The 19,952-nt window shown below is 54.3% G+C and carries 17 protein-coding genes and 1 pseudogene; 1 reads left to right on the forward strand and 17 read right to left on the reverse strand.

Annotation, left to right across the window (positions count from 1 at the left end):
- Positions 1 to 8: 8 nt before the first annotated feature.
- The 14 genes and pseudogenes from glyS to HRU73_RS05585 form a co-directional block, all read right to left on the reverse strand.
- The gene (glyS, locus tag HRU73_RS05520) at positions 9 to 2,156 is read right to left on the reverse strand and encodes a glycine--tRNA ligase subunit beta (protein ID WP_287399791.1); all 2,148 of its coding nucleotides are present in this window, start codon (positions 2,154 to 2,156) and stop codon (positions 9 to 11) included.
- Positions 2,153 to 3,076 (reverse strand): glycine--tRNA ligase subunit alpha, encoded by a 924-nt coding sequence (locus HRU73_RS05525; RefSeq protein WP_287400035.1) that lies wholly within the window; start codon positions 3,074 to 3,076, stop codon positions 2,153 to 2,155. The genes glyS and HRU73_RS05525 overlap by 4 nt, the downstream gene beginning before the upstream one ends.
- Before the next feature lie 55 nt (positions 3,077 to 3,131).
- Entirely contained in the window at positions 3,132 to 4,625 is a 1,494-nt protein-coding gene (gene lnt / locus HRU73_RS05530) for an apolipoprotein N-acyltransferase (protein WP_287400036.1), read from the reverse strand.
- A gap of 216 nt (positions 4,626 to 4,841) precedes the next feature.
- A complete protein-coding gene (locus HRU73_RS05535) occupies positions 4,842 to 5,210 on the reverse strand; it encodes a DUF6164 family protein (RefSeq protein WP_011111778.1) in 369 nt (122 codons plus the stop codon).
- Between the two features lie 242 nt (positions 5,211 to 5,452).
- Positions 5,453 to 7,825 (reverse strand): TonB-dependent siderophore receptor, encoded by a 2,373-nt coding sequence (locus tag HRU73_RS05540; RefSeq protein WP_287399793.1) that lies wholly within the window; start codon positions 7,823 to 7,825, stop codon positions 5,453 to 5,455.
- 214 nt (positions 7,826 to 8,039) lie between these two features.
- The gene (locus tag HRU73_RS05545; protein ID WP_287399794.1) at positions 8,040 to 9,185 is read right to left on the reverse strand and encodes a FecR family protein; all 1,146 of its coding nucleotides are present in this window, start codon (positions 9,183 to 9,185) and stop codon (positions 8,040 to 8,042) included.
- 175 nt (positions 9,186 to 9,360) lie between these two features.
- Positions 9,361 to 9,711, reverse strand: coding sequence for an RNA polymerase sigma factor (locus HRU73_RS05550; protein WP_287399796.1), 351 nt, complete (start codon positions 9,709 to 9,711; stop codon positions 9,361 to 9,363).
- The gene (locus HRU73_RS05555) at positions 9,701 to 9,886 is read right to left on the reverse strand and encodes a sigma factor (protein ID WP_287399798.1); all 186 of its coding nucleotides are present in this window, start codon (positions 9,884 to 9,886) and stop codon (positions 9,701 to 9,703) included. The genes HRU73_RS05550 and HRU73_RS05555 overlap by 11 nt, the downstream gene beginning before the upstream one ends.
- 365 nt (positions 9,887 to 10,251) lie before the next feature.
- On the reverse strand, positions 10,252 to 12,144 hold the full coding sequence (locus HRU73_RS05560; RefSeq protein ID WP_287399800.1) for a patatin-like phospholipase family protein: 1,893 nt from the start codon (positions 12,142 to 12,144) through the stop codon (positions 10,252 to 10,254).
- A 200-nt stretch (positions 12,145 to 12,344) separates the two neighbouring features.
- Positions 12,345 to 12,506, reverse strand: coding sequence for a hypothetical protein (locus HRU73_RS05565; protein ID WP_287399802.1), 162 nt, complete (start codon positions 12,504 to 12,506; stop codon positions 12,345 to 12,347).
- Positions 12,507 to 12,554: 48 nt separating this feature from the next.
- Positions 12,555 to 13,565, reverse strand: a pseudogene (locus tag HRU73_RS05570) (NnrS family protein).
- Complete coding sequence (locus HRU73_RS05575; RefSeq protein ID WP_287399804.1) at positions 13,559 to 14,353, reverse strand: ABC transporter ATP-binding protein; 795 nt, start codon at positions 14,351 to 14,353, stop codon at positions 13,559 to 13,561. The pseudogene HRU73_RS05570 and the gene HRU73_RS05575 overlap by 7 nt, the downstream one beginning before the upstream one ends.
- Positions 14,350 to 15,138, reverse strand: a complete 789-nt coding sequence (locus HRU73_RS05580) for an ABC transporter permease (protein WP_287399806.1) — start codon at positions 15,136 to 15,138, stop codon at positions 14,350 to 14,352. The genes HRU73_RS05575 and HRU73_RS05580 overlap by 4 nt, the downstream gene beginning before the upstream one ends.
- Complete coding sequence (locus HRU73_RS05585; protein ID WP_287399807.1) at positions 15,135 to 16,130, reverse strand: ABC transporter substrate-binding protein; 996 nt, start codon at positions 16,128 to 16,130, stop codon at positions 15,135 to 15,137. The genes HRU73_RS05580 and HRU73_RS05585 overlap by 4 nt, the downstream gene beginning before the upstream one ends.
- Before the next feature lie 458 nt (positions 16,131 to 16,588).
- Between HRU73_RS05585 and HRU73_RS05590 the strand changes: the two genes are divergently transcribed.
- On the forward strand, positions 16,589 to 17,149 hold the full coding sequence (locus HRU73_RS05590) for a YqaA family protein (protein WP_287399808.1): 561 nt from the start codon (positions 16,589 to 16,591) through the stop codon (positions 17,147 to 17,149).
- Positions 17,150 to 17,185: 36 nt separating this feature from the next.
- Here the strand turns inward: HRU73_RS05590 and HRU73_RS05595 are convergent, their stop codons facing one another.
- The 3 genes from HRU73_RS05595 to HRU73_RS05610 all read right to left on the reverse strand — a co-directional run bounded on the left by HRU73_RS05595 (position 17,186) and on the right by HRU73_RS05610 (position 19,553).
- Positions 17,186 to 17,662 carry a hypothetical protein gene (locus HRU73_RS05595; protein ID WP_281871610.1) on the reverse strand — a complete coding sequence of 159 codons (477 nt, stop codon included), beginning with the start codon at positions 17,660 to 17,662 and terminating at the stop codon, positions 17,186 to 17,188.
- A gap of 256 nt (positions 17,663 to 17,918) precedes the next feature.
- Complete coding sequence (locus HRU73_RS05600; RefSeq protein WP_276680045.1) at positions 17,919 to 18,269, reverse strand: DUF3147 family protein; 351 nt, start codon at positions 18,267 to 18,269, stop codon at positions 17,919 to 17,921.
- Positions 18,270 to 18,590: 321 nt separating this feature from the next.
- Positions 18,591 to 19,553 carry a universal stress protein gene (locus HRU73_RS05610; protein ID WP_276680044.1) on the reverse strand — a complete coding sequence of 321 codons (963 nt, stop codon included), beginning with the start codon at positions 19,551 to 19,553 and terminating at the stop codon, positions 18,591 to 18,593.
- Positions 19,554 to 19,952: the final 399 nt, after the last annotated feature.

Consider the following 19,952-nt stretch of genomic DNA (forward strand, 5'->3'; position numbering starts at 1 on the left):
CGGGATACTCAGGCAGCCAACCGGGAAATATCCGCGACGCGGTTCATCGTCGCCTGCAATGCCATCAGCAGAGCCAGGCGATTGCGTCGCAATGCCTCATTCTCATCATTCACCATCACCTGATCGAAAAAGGCATCGACCGGTGCTTTCAAGGCCGCAAGAATTTGCAGGGCAGTCACATAATCACCGTTTTGAAAAGCTTGCCTGGCATCGGATTCAATTTCGGATAAGGCACGATACAGAGTGATTTCAGCGGGAGCCTGCAGACAAGCTTCATCGATACCGGCAGTCGCATCACATTCCGATTTTTTGAGGATATTACCTACCCGTTTATTGGCCGCCGCCAGACTGGCTGCCTCGGGCAAGGCGGCAAATGCACGCACCGCCGCCAGCCGCCGGGGAATTTCACACAACAGTGAAGGCCGCAGGTTCAGAACAGCCTCCACTTCCTGAACCGTGTAGCCCTGATCACGCAGGCTAGCGGCAAGGCGATCGTAAAAGAAATCCTGCAACTGTCCCACCAGTTGCGGCGTTACCGGACGCGCATGGCCCGGCCCCGAATCCTGTTTTCCGATCATTTCATCCTGCAATACATCAGCCGCGCGTGAAATCAGCACATCCAGCCCGATCGGCAGATTTTTTTCGATGAGGATACGGATGACGCCCAGTGCATGCCGCCGCAGTGCGTAAGGATCTTTGTCACCGGTCGGAAGCTGGCCAATACTGAACAGACTGATCAAGGTTTCCAGTTTATCGGCCAGTGCCACGCAGATTCCCGCCATACTGCGCGGTAACACATCGCCGGCAAAGCGGGGTTTGTAGTGATCCTCGATGGCAAATGCAATCGTTTCATCCATTCCCTCGAATCGGGCGTAATAACGTCCCATGATGCCCTGCAGCTCGGGAAATTCTCCGACCATATCGGTCAGCAGATCGGCCTTGGCCAGCATCGCGGCCTGATCCGCCTGACTGGCTAGGTTATCGTCACCCAGCAGCCGCCCGATGATTCGTGCCAGTGTCTGCACATAGCGGGTTCGCTCCCCTTGTGAACCCAGTTGGTGATGGTAGATCACCTTGTCCAGATCAGGCAGGCGTGAAGCCAGCGTCCGCTTGCGATCGTGATCGAAGAAGAATTTTGCATCCGCCAGCCGCGAGCGGATCACCCGCTCGTTACCCGAGATGATCTGCCCCGGATCAGCCGGCGTGATATTGGCAACGATCAGAAACCGGTTGGTCAGTTTTCCATCGATATCCAGCAGAGGAAAGTATTTCTGGTTGATTTTCATGGTCGAGATCAGGCATTCCTGCGGCACTTCCAGAAAATCTGCCGAAAACGTTCCCATCAGGATATTGGGATACTCCACCAGCGCAGTGACCTCATCGAACAATGCTTCATCGCTGATACAACGCAGTTGCACGGCACTCGCGGCAGCCTCCAGCCCTCCCCGGATCCGGCTGCGACGCTGGTCAAACCCCGGGATCACAGCCCCTTCCGTTTCCAGCAGGGAAGCATAGCGATCTGCATGATCGATGATCAGCTCAGCCTGCTTTGCTTCAAAACGATGCCCGCGGGTAGTGTTCCCGGCAGTCAATCCAAACGCGCTGACCGGTATGATTTTCTGCCCGTGCAACGCAACCAGCCCATGTACCGGTCGCACGAAATGTACATTCTCCCAACCATCATCGAGCTGATAAGTCATGACTTTGGAAACGGGCAGTTGTCGAATGGCATCCTCCATCGCCTTCTGCAAACCCGCTGCCAGCAAAATTCCAGTAACGTTCTGTTCCAGGAACAGCATTTCCGCCTTACTCTCCTGCACCCGTTTGAGCGCAGAGGCATCGACATTTTTCGTACCCAGCGCAGCCAGTTTTTTATGTAATGCCGGTGTCGGCTGTCCTTGTGCATCCAGCCCAACGGTAACCGGCATCAGTTTGAGTGCTACGATCTGATCCGGTGCCTGAGCAGGAATGGCGGTCAGATGCACCGCCAGCCGGCGGGGGGAAGCAAAGGCAGTCAGGATAGTATCCGGTGTAGTCAGATTCTGGCTTTTCAGGCTGTCGGCAATGACGGCGGCAAAAGCATTGCCCAGTTTGTCGAGTGATTTGGGTGGGAGTTCTTCGGTCAGGAGTTCGATCAGTAAATTTTCGATCATCATGCCGACTCCGCCTGATTCAGAATCTGAGCGACCCACTCACGTGGTGCCAGCGGAAACGGTGGCTGCAGACGCAGGCGGCTATCGTAATAAGCTTGTGCCACGCGGCGCGACAGATTGCGGATACGGCCAATGTAGGCTGCACGTTCGGTTACTGAAATCGCACCGCGCGCATCCAGCAGATTGAAGGTATGCGCAGCCTTCAGTACCTGCTCATAGGCGGGCAATGCCAGTTGTGCATCGATCAGCTGATTGGCCTGTGCTTCCAGTTTATCGAAAGAAAGCAGCAGAAATCCGGTATCGCTGTATTCGAAATTGTAGGTGGACTGTTCCACTTCATTCTGGTGATAGACATCGCCATAGGTCAGCCCATCCGTCCAGGTCAGATCGAATACGTTTTCCACTCCCTGCAGATACATGGCAAGACGTTCCAGCCCGTAGGTGATTTCCCCCGTGATCGGCCGGCAGTTGATCCCGCCCACCTGCTGAAAATAAGTGAACTGGGTCACTTCCATACCATTCAGCCAGACTTCCCAGCCCAGCCCCCAGGCACCGAGTGTGGGATTCTCCCAATCGTCCTCGACCAGGCGCACATCATTCTGCTGCAAATCCAGCCCCAGTATCTGCAACGAACGGAAATACAGATCCAGAATATCGTGTGGTGCGGGTTTCAGTACAACCTGAAACTGGTAGTAATGCTGCAGGCGATTGGGATTATCGCCATAGCGGCCATCCTTGGGACGGCGGGAAGGCTGCACGTAGGCAGCACGCCAGGGTTCTGGCCCGAGTGCCCGCAGAAAGGTTGCGGTATGGCTGGTACCGGCACCGACCTCCATATCGTAAGGCTGCAGCAATGCACAACCCTGCTGCCCCCAGTATTGCTGAAGGGTAAGAATGATTTCCTGAAAAGTGGGAATAGGCATGTTACGGCGGTTTAGCGATGGGTTGATAGCGGCCTGATGATGAACCGCGCTCATTCTACAGAGTTTTGCGTCTCCCGGAAAATGCCGCCAGGCTGCCGGCCAGCAACAGCAGGCCAATCAACGCAAATACGAGACTGTTTCCGAATCGAACATAGGGAGTAGCACCGCCAAAACCCTGTGCAGTGCTGTGCAAACCAGCAGTGGTAAACATATCCAGCTGCTCCAGCACCCTGCCCCGCTCATCGATGATAGCGGTCACGCCGGTATTGGTCGCCCGCAGCATGTAGCGACCTGTTTCCAGCGCGCGCATCTGCGAAATCTGCAGATGCTGCCGCGGACCGATCGAGCGGCCAAACCAGGCATCATTACTGACATTGACCAGCAGGCTGGCCTGCGGCAGCTGCATGATGATTTCCTCACCAAACACATCTTCATAGCAGATATTGACGGCCACCCGCTGCCCGGCCAGATTCAGCGGCTGCTGATCCAGTCCGCCACGCGAAAAATCTGATAGCGGAATGTGCAGCACGTCGATAATCCAGCCAAATACCGGCTTCAGCGGAATATATTCCCCGAACGGAACCAGATGATATTTGCGATAACTTTGCTCCGGCGAAGTACCGAAACTGAACATGGTGTTGTAATAGCCATTGTCGGATGAAGAACGTTCCGCCATGCCGATCAGCAAATCACCCTGGCGAGAGCGGGCATGTTCAGCCAGTAAAGCCAGATAATCCTGCGGCGCCTGTTCATAAAACAGAGGAAACGAAATTTCCGGAGTAACGATCAATCTGCTCGGGCTTTCCTGCACCAGTTCAGCATAAACCTGCATGGTGGCTGCAAGATGTTCCGGCTGCCATTTCATATTCTGCGGAATATTACCCTGCAGCAGGCTGACCGTCACCGGCTCTCCTTCCGGCTGCGTCCAGTGAATCTGCTGCAAACCAAAACCAATGAGCCAGACACTTCCCAGCCCCAGCCAGAAACGGTGGCTCTGTCTGTTCTCCAGCCAACAGGCAAGCCAGACCGCACTCAACATCAGCAGCAACGACAAGCCATACACCCCGATCACCGGAGCAAACCCCGCCAAAGGACTGGCCGGTGCCTGCGAATAACCGACTGTCAGCCACGGAAAACCGGTAAATAGCGTACCGCGCAGCCATTCCGCCAGCGCCCAGAGTGCCGCTACCATCCCCGGCCATGCCCAGGATGCACGAAAATGCCGGAAAGCGGTGATCCATCCGGTCAACGCAGGAAACAATGCAAGATAAGCGCACAGGATTATCAGCGCCAGTACCGCCAGCGCGGGCTCCATATGGCCAAAATCATGCAGACTGACGTAAAGCCAGGTTACACCCGCACCAAACAGGCCCATGCCAAAGGTAAATCCAGTCAGTGCAGCCTGGCCAGGTGTCCTGCTCCTGCGCCAGAGCAGAGCAAGCAGCGCCAGCGTAACCAGCGGAATCGGATAAAGATAAAAAGGCGCAAAACCCGAAACCGTCGCCACACCCAGCGCAAATGCAGCAACCAGTCTGAAATAACCGTTCAATTTATTCACATTTCTATCAAATCAAGAAAAATCGGAGCAGAAATAGCTGTTGTGGACGGGAAAATAATCTTAGGAATCTGTTCAAGATCTCGATCAAGGGATGCAGTGCAAGGCAAAATTGGACGCAAAAGCGGAGCATACTCGAAGTATGTGAGTATGTTGAGTTCAATTTCTACGTCGCAATGTGCCCTTCAGTGAGATATTAAACAGGTTCTTTTATTGACTGCTCAGCCCGGTAATAATCTTGTAAGGAAGATACAGCAAGGCATACACGATAAACAGGTAGGCAATGAAAGCGAAGGGATTTTCACGAAAACTGTCGAGCACCGTTTTGTGTTTCCCCTCCTGTTTGAGTCGGGCATATTCCTCACGAACATGTGCACTGCGCTCCGCCTGGTAGACATCCAGCAATTCCCTCGCTTGTGAATACTGCGTCTCATCGCGTACCCACAGTGCCGGCAGAGAAATCCCCCAGTTACCGGCAGAAGTCTCATAAAAATCGATCTGGTGCGCGCTCAGCAGCGCCCGTACTTCTTCTGCTTCATCATCCGGTACGTTTCTCAGCTTGAATAACAGTTTCGACATCGGGTAACGGAATTTCGTGGATAAAACCCAAATTCTCCAGCAAAATCGGAGCGCAGTAAAATCCGCGTTGCAAAAGGCTGATAAATTATCTGAAATCCCTCGCTGATCCGGCGCACGTGGCGGCAAAGCACGGCAGAAAGCGTAGCCGCCCGGCAAGACGGCGGCGATGCGAGAAGCGACTATTGGATCGACAGAGGCACGCACGGTTGCCGGATACGGAGGTGCCGACAAACGCAATCGGATCAGAACCGGTACGTCAGGTTGGCCAAAATCCGGCGCGGCTCGCCATAGGTGAAGGTTCCCCACGAACCCTCGTAGTACTGCTTGTCGAAGAGATTATAGATGTTGGCCTGCACTGACAGTGACTTGTTGAGCTGGTAGCGCGCCATCAGCCCCACGGTGGCGAAGGCCGACTGGCCGACGTTTTCCCGAATGCCTGTCACGGGGTTGTTACGCCAGTCGCGCATGTCGTTCTGCCATTCAACATTGCCACCGATGCTGAGTCCGCTCAAGGCACCAGACAGATCATACTTGGTAAACAGCTTGAGCATACGTGACGGATACCGGAACGCAACGCGCTCGCCTTCACGGTTTTTGGCCGAAAACTGTGTCCAGCTCAGGCTGACATCCCAGCGCGGGAGAATCCTACCCGTGACTTCCAGTTCGTAGCCTTCGCTCTTCACTCCCTTTTCGGCGCGGTATGCCCGCTCGGTAGTGCCGGGCACCAATGTGCCGCCATCAAGCACGCCGAAGTTCTCCTGCTGAATGCGAAACACGGATGCCGAGGCGTAGAGATTGCCATCAAAGAACTCGGATTTGAGGCCTGCTTCATAGCTCTGGCCTTCGAGCGGATCGAGATAGCCACCGTTGCGGTCGCGCAAATTCTGTGGCGAGAAGATGCTGGTGTAGCCGGCGTAGGCGGTCAGATGGGTGCTCAGGTCGTACAACACGCCAAGATACGGCGTGAAGACGGCGGACTCACGCATTTCGTAGGGGGGTGCCCCCCACATGGCGGTGATGTCGCGGTCGAAGCGGGTGACGCGTGTGCCGACGATCAGCTTGAGCGGGTCGCTCAAGTTCAAACGCGCGGCAGCGTAGGCGGCTGACTGGGTCTCGGTCTGTCCACGGCCGACATACGTCGGGCCATAAGCCGGCTCGGGATAGGAGCCGTCCCAGTGATTAAAATCGCCGACCGGCGCGGGGTCGCCGATCTGATCCGCTGAATCCCAGCCACTCTTGCCGTGCATGTACACCGCGCCAACCATCAGTTCATGCGTGCGACCGAACAGTTCGAAGGGGCCGCCAGCCTGGACATTGATCTGGTATTGTCGCGGTTTGCCCCGATAGTAGTATGGCCACGCACTCATACCCAGGCCGGTGGTACGATCTGGCAATCCTCCGAACCAGAGCAGATTAGTGATTTCCTTGGCGCGCAGGTACTGGGCGTTGACCTGAATCGACCAGCCGCTATCGAAGTAATGATCAAGCGACGCAAACACGCTTTGCAAGTGATCGTCCCACCGATGCCATTTTGCTGCCGTAGTCTTGGAACGATCCCAGTCGGTTCGTGTGCCATCCGCATACCAGATCGGCAGACCACCCCAATAGGTTCCCTTGCGCTCGTTACGCTGGTCGCTGAAACCAAGACTCAGACGCGTACGGTCACCGAGGTCAGCATCGACAATGCCGTAGAACACCGTAGTTCGGGTCTGCTCGAAATCGATAAAGCCGTCCTGATCGCGGTAATTGGCCACCACGCGGGCACGCACCGAACCGTCGGTATTCAGCGGTGCGGTGAGATCGGCCGTGGCGCCGTAGCGGCTCCAGGAACCTGCCTCCAGCATGAAACTACCGGTGAGCACCTTGCTGTTTGCGTGCTTACGCACGAGGTTGATAGTCGCGGCCGGATTGCCCGCACCAGAGCGCAAACCGGTGGCGCCGCGTACCACTTCAATGCGATCGTAGATCGCGATGCTAGCGTTGTCGATATCCATATTGGCATCGAGGATCGTCGGCACACCGTCGATCTGGAAATTGGTGAGGTCAAAGCCGCGCACAGTGGTACCGCCACGACCACGATCAGCTGCCTTGTACGAGACGCCAGGCGCGTTGCGCAATACCTCGGCCACTGACACCAGCCTTTGATCCTCGATACGCTGATGCGTGATAACACTGACCGATTGCGGCGTCTCGCGCGGCGACAGCACCAGTCCGGTGGCCGTGCCCATGCTACGCGTGGTGTAGCTGCCTGTTCCTTCGGTGGTGCTCTCGTCCATGCTCTGCGTTGTCACCTTCATCTCAGCCAACGTGGTCACGCCAGACTCCGCTGTATCAGGCACCCGGCGAATGATGACTTCCGCATCCTGAATATCCGCCTTCAGCCCGCTGCCGGCCAATACTTTATCCAGTGCCTGTCGTGGCGTCAGACTGCCCGATACGGCTGGCGCCTGCTTATCTGCCACCAGATCGGGATGTACCATCAACTGCAAGCGCGCCTGTCGGGCCAGCTCATTCAGTGCGGTGCCCAGTGACTGCGCGGGCAGCGAGATAAGCACAGCGGTAGCGGTAGATGCCTGGGCATGAGCTGGCGAAACGATGAACACCAATGACGGCAAGGCCAGTGCGGCGGCCAGAGCGAGTGGGGTGAGTCGGAAGCAAGGGCGCGGCATGAATGAGATCTCCACAGTAGAAAAAATGAGGTTTCTACGTGTGCTGACGCACGAGCTGCCGATATGTTGAGGTCGCCGCCCGACCTTCCTTCAATTTTTTGTGATCAGCTCCGCCCGGGGCCACTCAAAGCCCCAGTCGCAGTGCGATGGGCAGCCGACCTCAGCCGCCGGTGCCGGCAGTGATTTCCGTTTGCCCGTTTCTCGTACTCAGCCGCACCGGCAGAACCCGGGGCAAAGCCCGGGCAAAGGCGCCGATCTGCCGCAGATCGAAGCTGCCGTTGACCTTCAGCGCGGCGACAGACGGATCTCGGATGACGAGGCCAGTGTCACCATAGCGCTCGAACTCAGCCAGCGCCTGCGCCAGCGGGGTGCCGCTGAAGCTGACGCGCCCTTCGCGCCAGGTGGCGGCCGGGGCATCATCGCGATTCACCGGCCCGAGCGCACCCGCCGCATCAGCAATGATGGACTGGCCCGCGCTGAGTTCGACAGATGAGCTGCTATCCATTTTGTGCGCCGCCGAGCGGCTGGCGACGCGCACACGCCCTTCTTCCACCACCACGCTGACGCTGCCCTCGGCACCGAGCCCGCTGCGCGTGCGCCGCACCGAGAAACGGGTGCCGACCACGGTGATACGGGTACCACCCGTGAGCACATCGAAGGGCTGGTCGGGATTGGACTGTACGGCGAAGAGCGCTTGTCCGTCAGTCAGACGCACCTCGCGCCGCTGGCGGTACAGGGCAACTTCGGCCTGGGTAGTAGTGTCCAGCCACAGGGTACTGCCATCGGGCAGATTCACTTTTTTCTGCTCACCACGTGCCGTGGCAAACGACTGCTGGAAGGTGGGCTGGTGCTGCCAGGTGCTCCAGCCATACCAGCCGACGCTCACCACGCTGAAAGCCACGGCTGCCGCCGTGATTTGGGGCACGAAGCGGCCCAGGCCGATCAGCCAGGAACGACGGCCGGGAAAGGCCGGCAACGAGGGCCGGAGAGGATGCGGAGACTCGGGTACTACCGGCCCTGGATCAGGCACCGCAACCGAAGGAGGCAGTGCAGTGTCAGCTTCATGTGATAATAGCCCGTCCTTGAGCGCCACGATGCCTTCATCGGGCAATTCATCCATGCGACCCCAGACGCCTTCCACTTGCGCCAGCGCCCTGGCGTGTGTCGGATCAGCGGCCAGCCATGCCTGAAGCTCGGCTTCTTCCTCGGGTGTGAGCCCGTCCTGGCGGCGCACCACCCAGCCGGCAGCAGCCGCGTCGAGCGGATCTTGTCCCGCGATGAACTCGGCAAAGTCACGCGCATCCACCTCCTCTTGCGAAGAAGGTGCCGGCGGCGTGTCGGGCCTGGCAGTTGGACGGCTGGGAACGGGCTGGCTCATGTGGAAAGTTTGGATTTCTTGTTAGTGTAGATGCATAAGAACCTGTTCAATATCTCGCTGAAGAGCGCATCGCAACTCATGGCAGACCTGATCAGAGGTTATTTTACTCTGCTGGCTTGCTGACGGGGGCGGCACGGCCATGAAAGCGATCGTCGCAGGCCTTGCAGACCAGCACGCCACGGATGATGTGCTGGGCCACCATGTTGCGGGAGATGCCCATTTTTTCGGCCACTTCCTGATGGGACAAACCATCAAAACGATTGAGAATAAAGGCTTCACGGCAGCGCCGGGGCAGGCTTTCGATGGCCGCGTAGAGGGCTTGTGCGTATTGGCTGAATGCCAGCACTTCCTCCGGCTGCAGGTGCCTGGAGGCCAGGGGCTGCTCTTCTTCCAGCAGCGTGTCCAGGCTCAGGTGCGTGCGGATTGCGGCGCGGCGGTGCTGGTCAATCAGCAAATTGCGCGTGGTACGGAACAGCAGCGCGCGGATCCGCGATGGCGGTACCGGAACGCTGGGTCACCAGGAAGCGCATGTAGGCCTCTTGCACCAGATCAGCCGCAGCATTGCGGTCTTTCAGGGTACGAGCGCAGAAATTCAGCAATTCCTTGTAGTAGTCGGTAACTGTCAACATAGCTGTCATTGATTTTAAAAATCTCAGGCCGTCCGCCTGAGTATTAATTCTGAAGTTGCGAGAGTTGGAGATGTTTTCTCAGAGTTGAGGTAACAGGGCTTGAATATTGGTGGACACGGTGGCGTCAGACACCAGACATAAATCGGTATGAATGCTGTTATCCAACATGACAATCAACAAGAATGAGAATGCTTATTATTCTATCAGGCTGATAAAAACGAATCTACCCGTGGTTTTGATATAGGACGAATATGGTCAGGAGCGAATGAACCTCTGATTTTGCAGACGGACTGCAGTGTTGGTTCGTGATGAAGGAAACAACCACCGGCTTTAGTCGGTGGTTGTTTAGTGAATGTAATTGGGTATTAGAGGGGTGGTCTGACCCTGAGCTCAGGTTCCGGTTTTGGAATCGGTTTGAATGGGATATTGTATTTCTGATTATTCATCACCGTTGCCAATGTATTTAATGCAGCTACTATAATTTTGTAGGCATCCTTTTCCTGCTGAGTCATTGGAAGTTCATAGCCAGGTGGAGGAATTGGCTTGCCGTTATCATCCGTTGCACGACTCAATTTCTCCAGTAAATCCTCCATTCCGGTTGCATATTTACAGTCATTACCGAGTGCTTCCACCAGATTTGGTACGCGCGCTTTCATCATCTTGAGGAGATTATTGAATCGAACAAAACGGTGTTCATCCCAGCCAGCCGCTACATTTCCATTGGAAGATGCAAAACGCCGGATCAGCTCATTGGCAGCCTCCTCCCCTCGCTCAGCAAGATCCTCGATGATGTGGGGCTCCATATTCAGGTTCATACCGCCTTCTCCATCTTCGAGCCTGACGCGAGCGACACGATCTCTGAAACCGGGCATAAGCCTGACAGTATTGTCGTTCCAGTTCTGCATCGTATTGACGATGGCACTGATAAATCCCCCTAATATGCCAGCAGGTTCGGGTTTTCCCGCAAACAGGCTCCAGGATTCCTCATAGCCTTCATCGTACCTGGACGGTAAATAAAACTTTTTCCGATTTTTCATTATTGCGGGTTCTAAATGAATCCCGAATGTAGGCCAGACTGGAACCAGACCATCAAAAAGGTGGATAGGAAAATTTGAACTGATTCCTCCATCTGAAAACCAGCACCGGCGAAACTTCCGCTTATCCGTGAGATCGCGATCTACAGCATATAAAGGAATGGCTGAGATCAGGAATGGAAAAGCAAGACTCATCCGGGTAGCCAGCACCACGGGAAAATGCTCTGGTTCTGGCAACTCAAGCATATCCTTTCCATCTTCTTTTGACTTTGCAGGAGATTTCTCCACCATCCACTGCACCACTTCAGGAGGAAAATATTCCTTCATTTCTGCTTCAGTAAAATACAGTGACTCGTGACTTCTGAATCGACTTTCTCCAGTTTCCGGCTCGGCCAGAGGGAAGACATAAGGTCGTCCATGAGCAAGATTGGTTGAAAATACCTGAAGATCGATAGAATGTTTTCTTACTCCTTCCGGTATCGATCGCCACGTCGGGGGAAATCCTTTTGCATCCCACAGGTCACCAAATGTCAACGGTTTATCTTTGGCATCTCGCCCGGCTGCCTTTTGAATCTTGCTGTGCAGCCAGGGTGTCAGCGCCTCAAGCTCTCCTTCCCTAGACATCCCGTTGCATAATCCGAATCCATTGGCAACCACTTTCCCGGTAATGTCCGAGTAAACCCAATAACCTATGCTGAGTAGCAGTGCTATAACCAGCAGCAAGAATGCAGCCAGCCATGCCCCGCTTTGAGCAACTGCCAAAGCGACTATCATCGAAAGTACAGTCGCAGGCCAATACGCGATCAGTAATCCCTGGAATACACTGAACCATCGGCTTTTTGTGCTGCTTTTGTTCAGCGTTCTGATCAATACTGTAAATAACCGGCGTGTCGCTGGCTGCGGTTGAAACAGACTGAGAAGCTTGTATTTACCCTTTTTCACCTCACTTCCCAATTCCTCAGGAAGACTGCCAAGCAACTTGAAACCTTCGCGAGAACCATTGTTTTCACGGCGTTGATATTCAGCCGCCGCAGTAATTGCCGCTGCGATTGCACCGGCCGAAGTGCCTCCAATCCCTCTGAATCGATAATGCTCCGATAGCCGCCTGATCGCGCGTGGATAGACCACCCCGCTCGTGATCCCTCCCTTCATGACCAGGTCACAAAAACGATCTGCTGGCGGTTCGCGGGTTTCGGTGTCACTGGTATCATTTGGATTCATCATGCACCTCCAATTATTTTCATTTACAGATCAGAACATGGAGAAGTAGTACTCTCTACCCGGTTCTTGCCCATCGGTTGCAACTGATTTCGCAAAATATCCCATATGGGTTTCCCAGATTACTCTTTCTGATGCTGATCAGCATTATTTTGATTGACTCAAGAGATACAACGAGGTGAATCATCTGTGATGACTGACGCAAGTCAGGCATCACTTGCGATCCCCGCACAGCCGTGCCGGCCATCGGTACGCGGGCGGATCAGTATTCTCCAATGGAAGATGAGGTGCAGGCTGAAGGCTGTGATCCAGCATGCGCTTGCAGCCACGATTGCGAGACTGGCTTCGATCTGGTCGAAATTCATCATTGCACGCAGTACAGCTGCGCCGGCAATCAGCGTAGCAGCGATGGGAACTCATAGCCGTTTGTCGGGCTCGATGCCAGCATGAATACGTCCGGCAATGTTCATCACGGCAAACACGGCCAGCCCCAGCGCACCGACCAGCAGCAGGTGGCGACCGGCACTGGCCCAGGCAGTCTCCATGAGAATCGCCACACCGATCACCGCATACCCCAGCGCCATGAATCAGTAGACCAGGTAGAGCATGAAGGCCCAGCGCTGCAGCAAGGCGCGGCCGATGTGCCAGTCATTGGTCAGGTTGAACAGGGCGGCCGCCGCTGCCAGTGCAATCCAGCCCGATACCGGGTGCTGCAGTGCGACAAATTCGGCCAGTGTATAGAGCAAAATACAGAAGATCGCCAGGTTGCGCCGTGGCGGCCGGGCAAGATAAGCAGTACCAGTTTCGCCGACCTGGCTCAGTGCAGTGTTGACGATACGCATCGAGATACGGCTCATTGCAATGACGATGAGCGCCATCATCAGCCCTGTTATCACGAGCAGCCAGCGCATCGGGTAAGTACCGGTCAGCGTATCGAAATAGAATCCGCCTGTTGCCACGATCACCGCAAGCAGTATCCATAAAAAGGATAGATGGCGGCGATTCGCGTCACGCCACAGGCGTGGTGCGATGATGGCAGCCAGCATTCCCAGCAGCCCGAGGTCGGCGATCATTGCGACAATCGTACCGGCCGGTGCGATCGGAGTAGCAAACGCGACACGCCCTGTGATCCACAAAATGAGCAGTATGAACACATGATGGCGCTCGATCATGCGGGTCGAAGTGAATTCAGGAATCGCTGTAAGTACAAAGCCAGCGACCGATGCCATTGCAAAGCCGGCCAGCATTTCATGGGCATGCCAGACGACAGGGCCATTCGGTGTCAAAGGCAGCGGCATGCCGAGAGTGAGAAACCCGACCCATGCCGCGACAGCGATCACAGCGGTAGCTGCAATCAGCAGGAAGAACGGCCGGAAGCCGCATTCGAACAGTGCGGCAAACAGACCCGAATGGATGAATTTCAACATGGCAGCTCCTGCCTGGTCAGCAACCCGGATTTTATCGGAGCCAGTCTGAAGCTCGTCCGTACCGCGCTGTCCTGCAGCAGTTCAGCTGTCATTTTGTAGACGAAGGCATCATCCCGTTGCATGGCCGGAAGATCGATTCTGAAGCGGTGAACGATACGACCTGGAGACGGCGCCATGACCAGAATCGTGTCAGACAGGCGGATGGCTTCCATGAGGTCGTGCGTGATCATCAGTACGCCCAGGCTGCAAGTATTCAAGTGATGCAGCAACAGTGCATACAACTCGGCCTTGAGGCCGATATCAAGCGCGGAGAACGGTTCATCGAGCAACAGCAAATCGGGCATGATTGCCAGCGCCCGTGCGAGTGCGACGCGGCTTTGCATGCCGCCGGACAACTGATGGGGAAACTTGCCGAGATCCTCGTGGGCGAGACCAGTCTGCAAACCGAGCATTCGTGCACGACGGGTGCGCTCGTCACGCCCAGTGCCAGCTGCCTTGAGACCCAGCGCAATGTTATCGAGCGTGCTTTTCCATGGCAGCAGGCGCGGTTGCTGAAACATGCATGCCGGATTGTTAAAACTGCTGATAATCTGGCCGGTACGTACCGGCATGAGGCCGGCACAAAGATGCAGCAGCGTGGTTTTACCGCAACCTGATGGACCGACCAGTGAAACGACTTCGCCACTGGTGACATCGAGATCGATAGCTTCGAGGATGGTCTGGAGTGCGAACTTATGTCCAAGCCCGCGTACTTCCAGGTGTGCCGGCGCGTGTACTGCAGTCGTCACACAGCTACCCTCCAGCGTTCGATTTCCCGTTTGATCGGTTCAAGCAGAAGATATTCGACAGCAAGCAGCAGCCCTACTACGGCAGTGATCCATGCCAGCGTCGCAGCAGTATCGAGGTGTGAGCGGCTGACCGCAAGGGCGGCGCCGACACCGTCGCTGGATGCAAGCAACTCAGCCATCACGACCACTTTCCACGAGATGCCCAATGCTGTGATCCAGGCGGGAAACAGATAGGATACGACATGCGGCAGCACGATATCGGTGAAGCGCATCAATGGCGGCAGACGATAGGCTGTGGCGACATCCCCGAGTTGCCCGTCGAGTGTGCGTGCCCCCTGCATTGCACCGACGAATACAATCGGCATACATGCGACGAATACGGTAAATATCGGAGTACCATCGCCGTTGCCAAACCACAGCAGCGCAAGTACCAGCCACGCAATCGGTGGCGTGCCGATCAATACGGTGACGATCGGCCGCGACATCATCGAAGCAGTCATCGATAGTCCGGCCACAAGCCCGAGTGTACTGCCCACCGCCAGTGCCGCGCCGAATCCGATCAGTGCACGACGCGCAGTAATCGTGAGCTCCTGCCATGCGCTGCCATCGGCGATCAGCTCAGCCAGGGTCCGGAAGGTGATACGCGGATTGGGCAGGATCAGTTCACCGTAATACAAACCGGCCCATTCCCAGAGGGCGAGAAACAGCATCAGGCTCGCGATTGCCCCCCAGCCGCTCCACAAATAGATCAGGAACGATTTCAACCCGCTGCGCAGCAGAATCACGGCGAACCGTGCCCGTAAAAATCATCATCGGGCATGCGTCCCCCGATTACGGCGGGATTACGGTGCATCAATGTCGTGAAAAGAAATTCCAGTTCGTTACGTGCGGCTGCAGCGGGTACGGCTTCCAGCGGACTGACAGCGATTGCATCACTGACTGCTTCAGCGCTGAGCATATCGGTATAGGTAGCGACGAGCCGTCCGCATTCGATGGCATTTGCCTGACACCATGCGAGTGATTTGCGGTAGGCATCGTGGATACGTGCGATCAGGTCTGGATCATGACGTATCGTGCCCATTGCGACGATACCGGCCTGCGGGATACGCGGTGCACGTTCCAGTACACGTCCCCATTCAGCCTGCAGATCGATCGAACGGTGCAGTTCAGGTGCAATGACACTGATCGGAAATGATTGTGTGCGGCGCAGTGCCATCGATACAGCCGGTTCGGCAAGCAGAGCGTGATCGATGCGGCGCGCAATCAGTAACTGCATCGCATCCATCGGGGTTGCCACATAGCGCAGTTTGAAGTCGCGGCGCGGATCCAGTCCCTGAGCTTCGCTGATCAGTCCGAACAGCAGATCAGGCATATCAGCCCGAAACGGGATAGCAATCTCCTCCCCTTTCAGATCAGCCAGTGTTTCCAGTTTGTCACTGCGCGAGACCAGCCACAGAATTCCCCAGGTCGATACGTTGATCAGCTCAAGGTCAGTACCGCGGTTGTACAGGTTTGCCGCGACGTTGGTCGGCATGGCAAGTACATCTGCCTTGTTCTTGAGTGCAAGTACACGCAGTTGATCGGGATCCCGCCAGGAGACGAATTCGACTGTCTCGGCCAGATCAGCCAGGGTGCCTGACTCGACCATGTGGATCAGTGGAAATGATACGGCCGCCAATGGTCCGGCCAGCACGAGATGGGGTCTTCGTTCGGCATGCACTGACAAGACTGTAAGAGCCATGAGCACAGCGACGAGTATTTGTATCATTGTTCTCATGTCAGCAATCTCCTGGAAGCATCAGCACACCCGAATGGCGCGATGCCGGGAAACGATACGCAGCCCTTTCCTGCAACCAGACTGTAACAGCAGCGATTGGAGGCGATATGACAAAAATAAACATAAAGGAATACAAAGAACGAGGGCAAACTCGCCATGCTGTTTTTTCCTGAAAAAGGAGCTGGCTTGCTGGTCGCCGACTGGCGCATTGCTGACTTGCTCGGTGGGTGAATCTTCATTACTCGAAAAAATATACGTAAAGCCGGGAGGTTAGTCAAACCTGCCGCTGGTCCGGCCAGGTAATCCAAAAATCAGGTACTGACGCAACGATCATGGCCGTATCATGAACAGCTCCACCCATTGATCCATGCCGATTATGGGAAAAATCAGAACACCAGAGCTGCCTGCATTTTTGTATATTGCGTCAATATTATTTCCGGCACAGGAGACATGAATCGATGATCAGTGAAAACCTGATTAAAACCCTCATAGCATTGGCAATATTTGTTCTCACCATGGCTGCAATAGGCTATCTGTTCGAAGAGGAGCTGGAAGCAGGAACGAACTGGATCGTCGATCAAATCGGTTTTCTTGGTCTTTGCCTGATTCTGCTGGTAACGGATACGTTGATCACACCCTTTCCGCCGGATATTCTGCTACTGGTCATTGCCAAAAGTTCACTGTCTGAACACTGGTTCATGTATGTATCGATACTCGGGGTGGTTTCCTGTATTGCAGGTATGCTCGGCTGGGGAATCGGCCGCTGGCTGGGGCATTTCGGGTTCATAAAACGCATACTCGGGGAGCTTGAGGAGAATCAGCGGGAATTCATTCACCGTTACGGATTCTGGGCGATCGCGATCGGGTCGATCACACCGTTCCCATTTTCAGTGACCTGCTGGGCAGCGGGCATGATGGCACTGCGCGGAACGACCGTTCTGGCCGCTGTACTGGTATTCCGGATTCCCCGCTTTTTCCTTTATTACTGGCTGATCATTGCAGCAAGCAGGTGGTTTTAAGGAAAAACTTACACATTGTTCTCAGCTCAGTAACGATTATTCACCCTTTATCCCGGAAACAGAGTAATTCCACTCCAGTTTACCCAGGAGCTTGAGGTTGCCCCCGGGAAAATACAGGGATTTTTCAAAGTCACGGGCCTGACCGGGTGGAATGTTGAGATCCATATTCTCGTGACTTTCCCCGATAGTCACACAGTCCTGAGAATCCGGTGTACCGGTGCAATCCTGCATGATGATCAGCAGATTGACCTGCTTGAGTGTAAATTCCTGTGAATTGTTTTTGATACGGCCAGACAGCTTGTATCCACTGTAACTGGGCTTGAGTGCCACATTTTCAAAATCCAGTTCCGCCAGCGGGATACGGGAAAGAGCGCGCTCTTCCTCACGTTCATTCAGAACATAAATGAGACTGCCGACCACCCCGGTAACAATGATCACGCTCACTGCCACCTTACGGAACCATGCTGATACGATCAGCAGTATCAGCACGATCAATCCAATTACCCAAACCATGATTTTTCCAGTTTCAAGCCATATTATTCAATAGCCCGATTATATCGGGCTATTGGGATACTACGATAAATTGCGGTAACTCTTCTGCCATTCCGGATATTCCACTACTGTTTCATACACCTTACGATGTACGCTCCAACATCTCTGAAACACTACCTGTAACAACCTGAACTTCAACCTGGATAGCATTCATTATAGATCGGCTAGTTTGAATTGCAGGTTGTTACAAGTATGAAGCTTTTCTAAAGTATCTGTATTACATGAGATGAATCCCATACCTGCGGACCAGGAGGGCAAAAACTCCGAAACAGGCGATCGTAATGAAAGCACTGAGTGTCAGAGCAAGCCAAAATCCGAAGTGCTGCAGCAAGAATGGGAAAATCAGGAACATCGGGAGCGTTGGCACGACATACCAGAATGTGTACCACGCATGATTGGCAACTTTGGTTTCCGGCTGATTTTCTACATGAAGCCAGATCAACGTGAGTATCGTCACCATTGGCAGTGCAGCGACCAAGGCTCCGAGTTTGTCACTGCGTTTTGCAAATTCTGAGACGATCACAACAACTGCTGCAGTTATAAAGTATTTGGTAAGGATCCAGGTCATGTGAGGTGAAATTCAAAAAGGTATTTCTTCAGTCATGCAAACTTAATACTGTAAAAATGACATAGATATCGTTCTCAAAAGGAATCCATTAAGAACGTCATGGTAGTTCAGGCGATGGTCATTGCAACGACCATATTCAGTCTACCGTTTTCAGATACTGGTATAACGTCTCACGGCTGATAACAAAGTTGCGGATGAGCAATGCTTTTTGTTCCCCTGCCATGACTCTTTGCTTTAATTCCGCAACCTGCTGGTCAATACAGTTTGAAATACAGGTTGTTACAACTACCTGGTGATTCAGAACTTGCTCAACCCTGACAATCAGCAGAAAGAAGCCGCCGATACTTCGTTACCAGTACGTTCATAAGCCTCGACAGGTACCCTTCCACGCATCAGCAACAGTGGACAGATCGTATTACCAATGATCCGGCTGACGACACTGCCGTGAACCATACGCTCCATACCTGACCGGCCATGCGTACTCATCACGATCAGATCGGCATCTTCTGCATGCACGATGCGAGCAATGACATCAGCCGGATCGCCGGCTGCAATCCGGCTGCAGGACGAAACACCCGCCAGTTGCAACCGCAACTGTATCCGTTCCAGATAGCTGATCGCCTGCCGGATGATGGGTTGTTCGCCGGCATAATCCGAACCGGCAAGTATTTGCGCATCCTGCAGTTCATCCCCGGAATCACCCGGTTCAACGACACGGATCAGATAGATAGTTGCTCCCGTATTCTGCGCAAACTGGCTGGCAACGGGAATGGCCGTCTCTGCCAGAGGAGTACCGTCGAGTGGCAGAAGAATGGTACGAGGTAAAGAATCAGGTTTCACCACCACTGCGGCAGGCACTAAAAATACCGGTGGACGGGCATTACGTACTACTTCGTCTGCCACGCTGCCGAGCAGCACCTGCCCCAGACCGGTTCTGCCATGTGTTGACATGGCAATCAGATCAACATATGCCTCTTCTGCCAGATGCAGAATGCTTGCAGCCGGCGCTCCCGACAGGAGCCGGTTCGCCACATTGAAACCGGTCTGACGAAGTTGCTGCGCCACGATATCCACTCGCTTACCTGCTTCATGTCCCTTCGACAGAGCCGTTTGCCCTGACATGAGCAATCTGGCGGTATCTTCAAACAAGGAAGAAGAAGTGGATGACAATGCCGCCATCAGCAGCAGTTCAGTCTGATCCGGTTCGACGAAACGCAGCAGATGAGGAATGGCTCGCTCCGCCAGTTCAGAGCCATCCAACGGGATAAGTGTCCGTCTGATCATATGGATACCCCTGTTCACAGGTCATCGGATAAGTATAGATTCACTCATCCCCTTTTGCCAGATCTATGAGGCGGGTACTGCAGAGGAACACCTGTATCGTATTTATAACCTCCCCATCCCGGGAATATCTCAAAAATGCTGGATATCAGGATTCAGTCCTCAATCTTATGAATAAGAAAAATAAGAAAATATTCAAACAACCCAGGATCAGACATTCATTTATCCAATCTTGTCATCCCACTATTTCAGGTATATTCTTTTCCACAAGTAGACTGATCAGTCTACTCATAGAAAAAATGCCGAATAATCCTGAATATCAGGTACGAATATATGAAATTCCTTCCTGTAACTTATTTATTACGGAGATCTGATGACGACTGCACCAGATTTTCTATGTAA

It is taken from the genome of Nitrosomonas sp. H1_AOB3 (genome assembly GCF_015709435.1).
Lineage (GTDB): Bacteria > Pseudomonadota > Gammaproteobacteria > Burkholderiales > Nitrosomonadaceae > Nitrosomonas > Nitrosomonas europaea.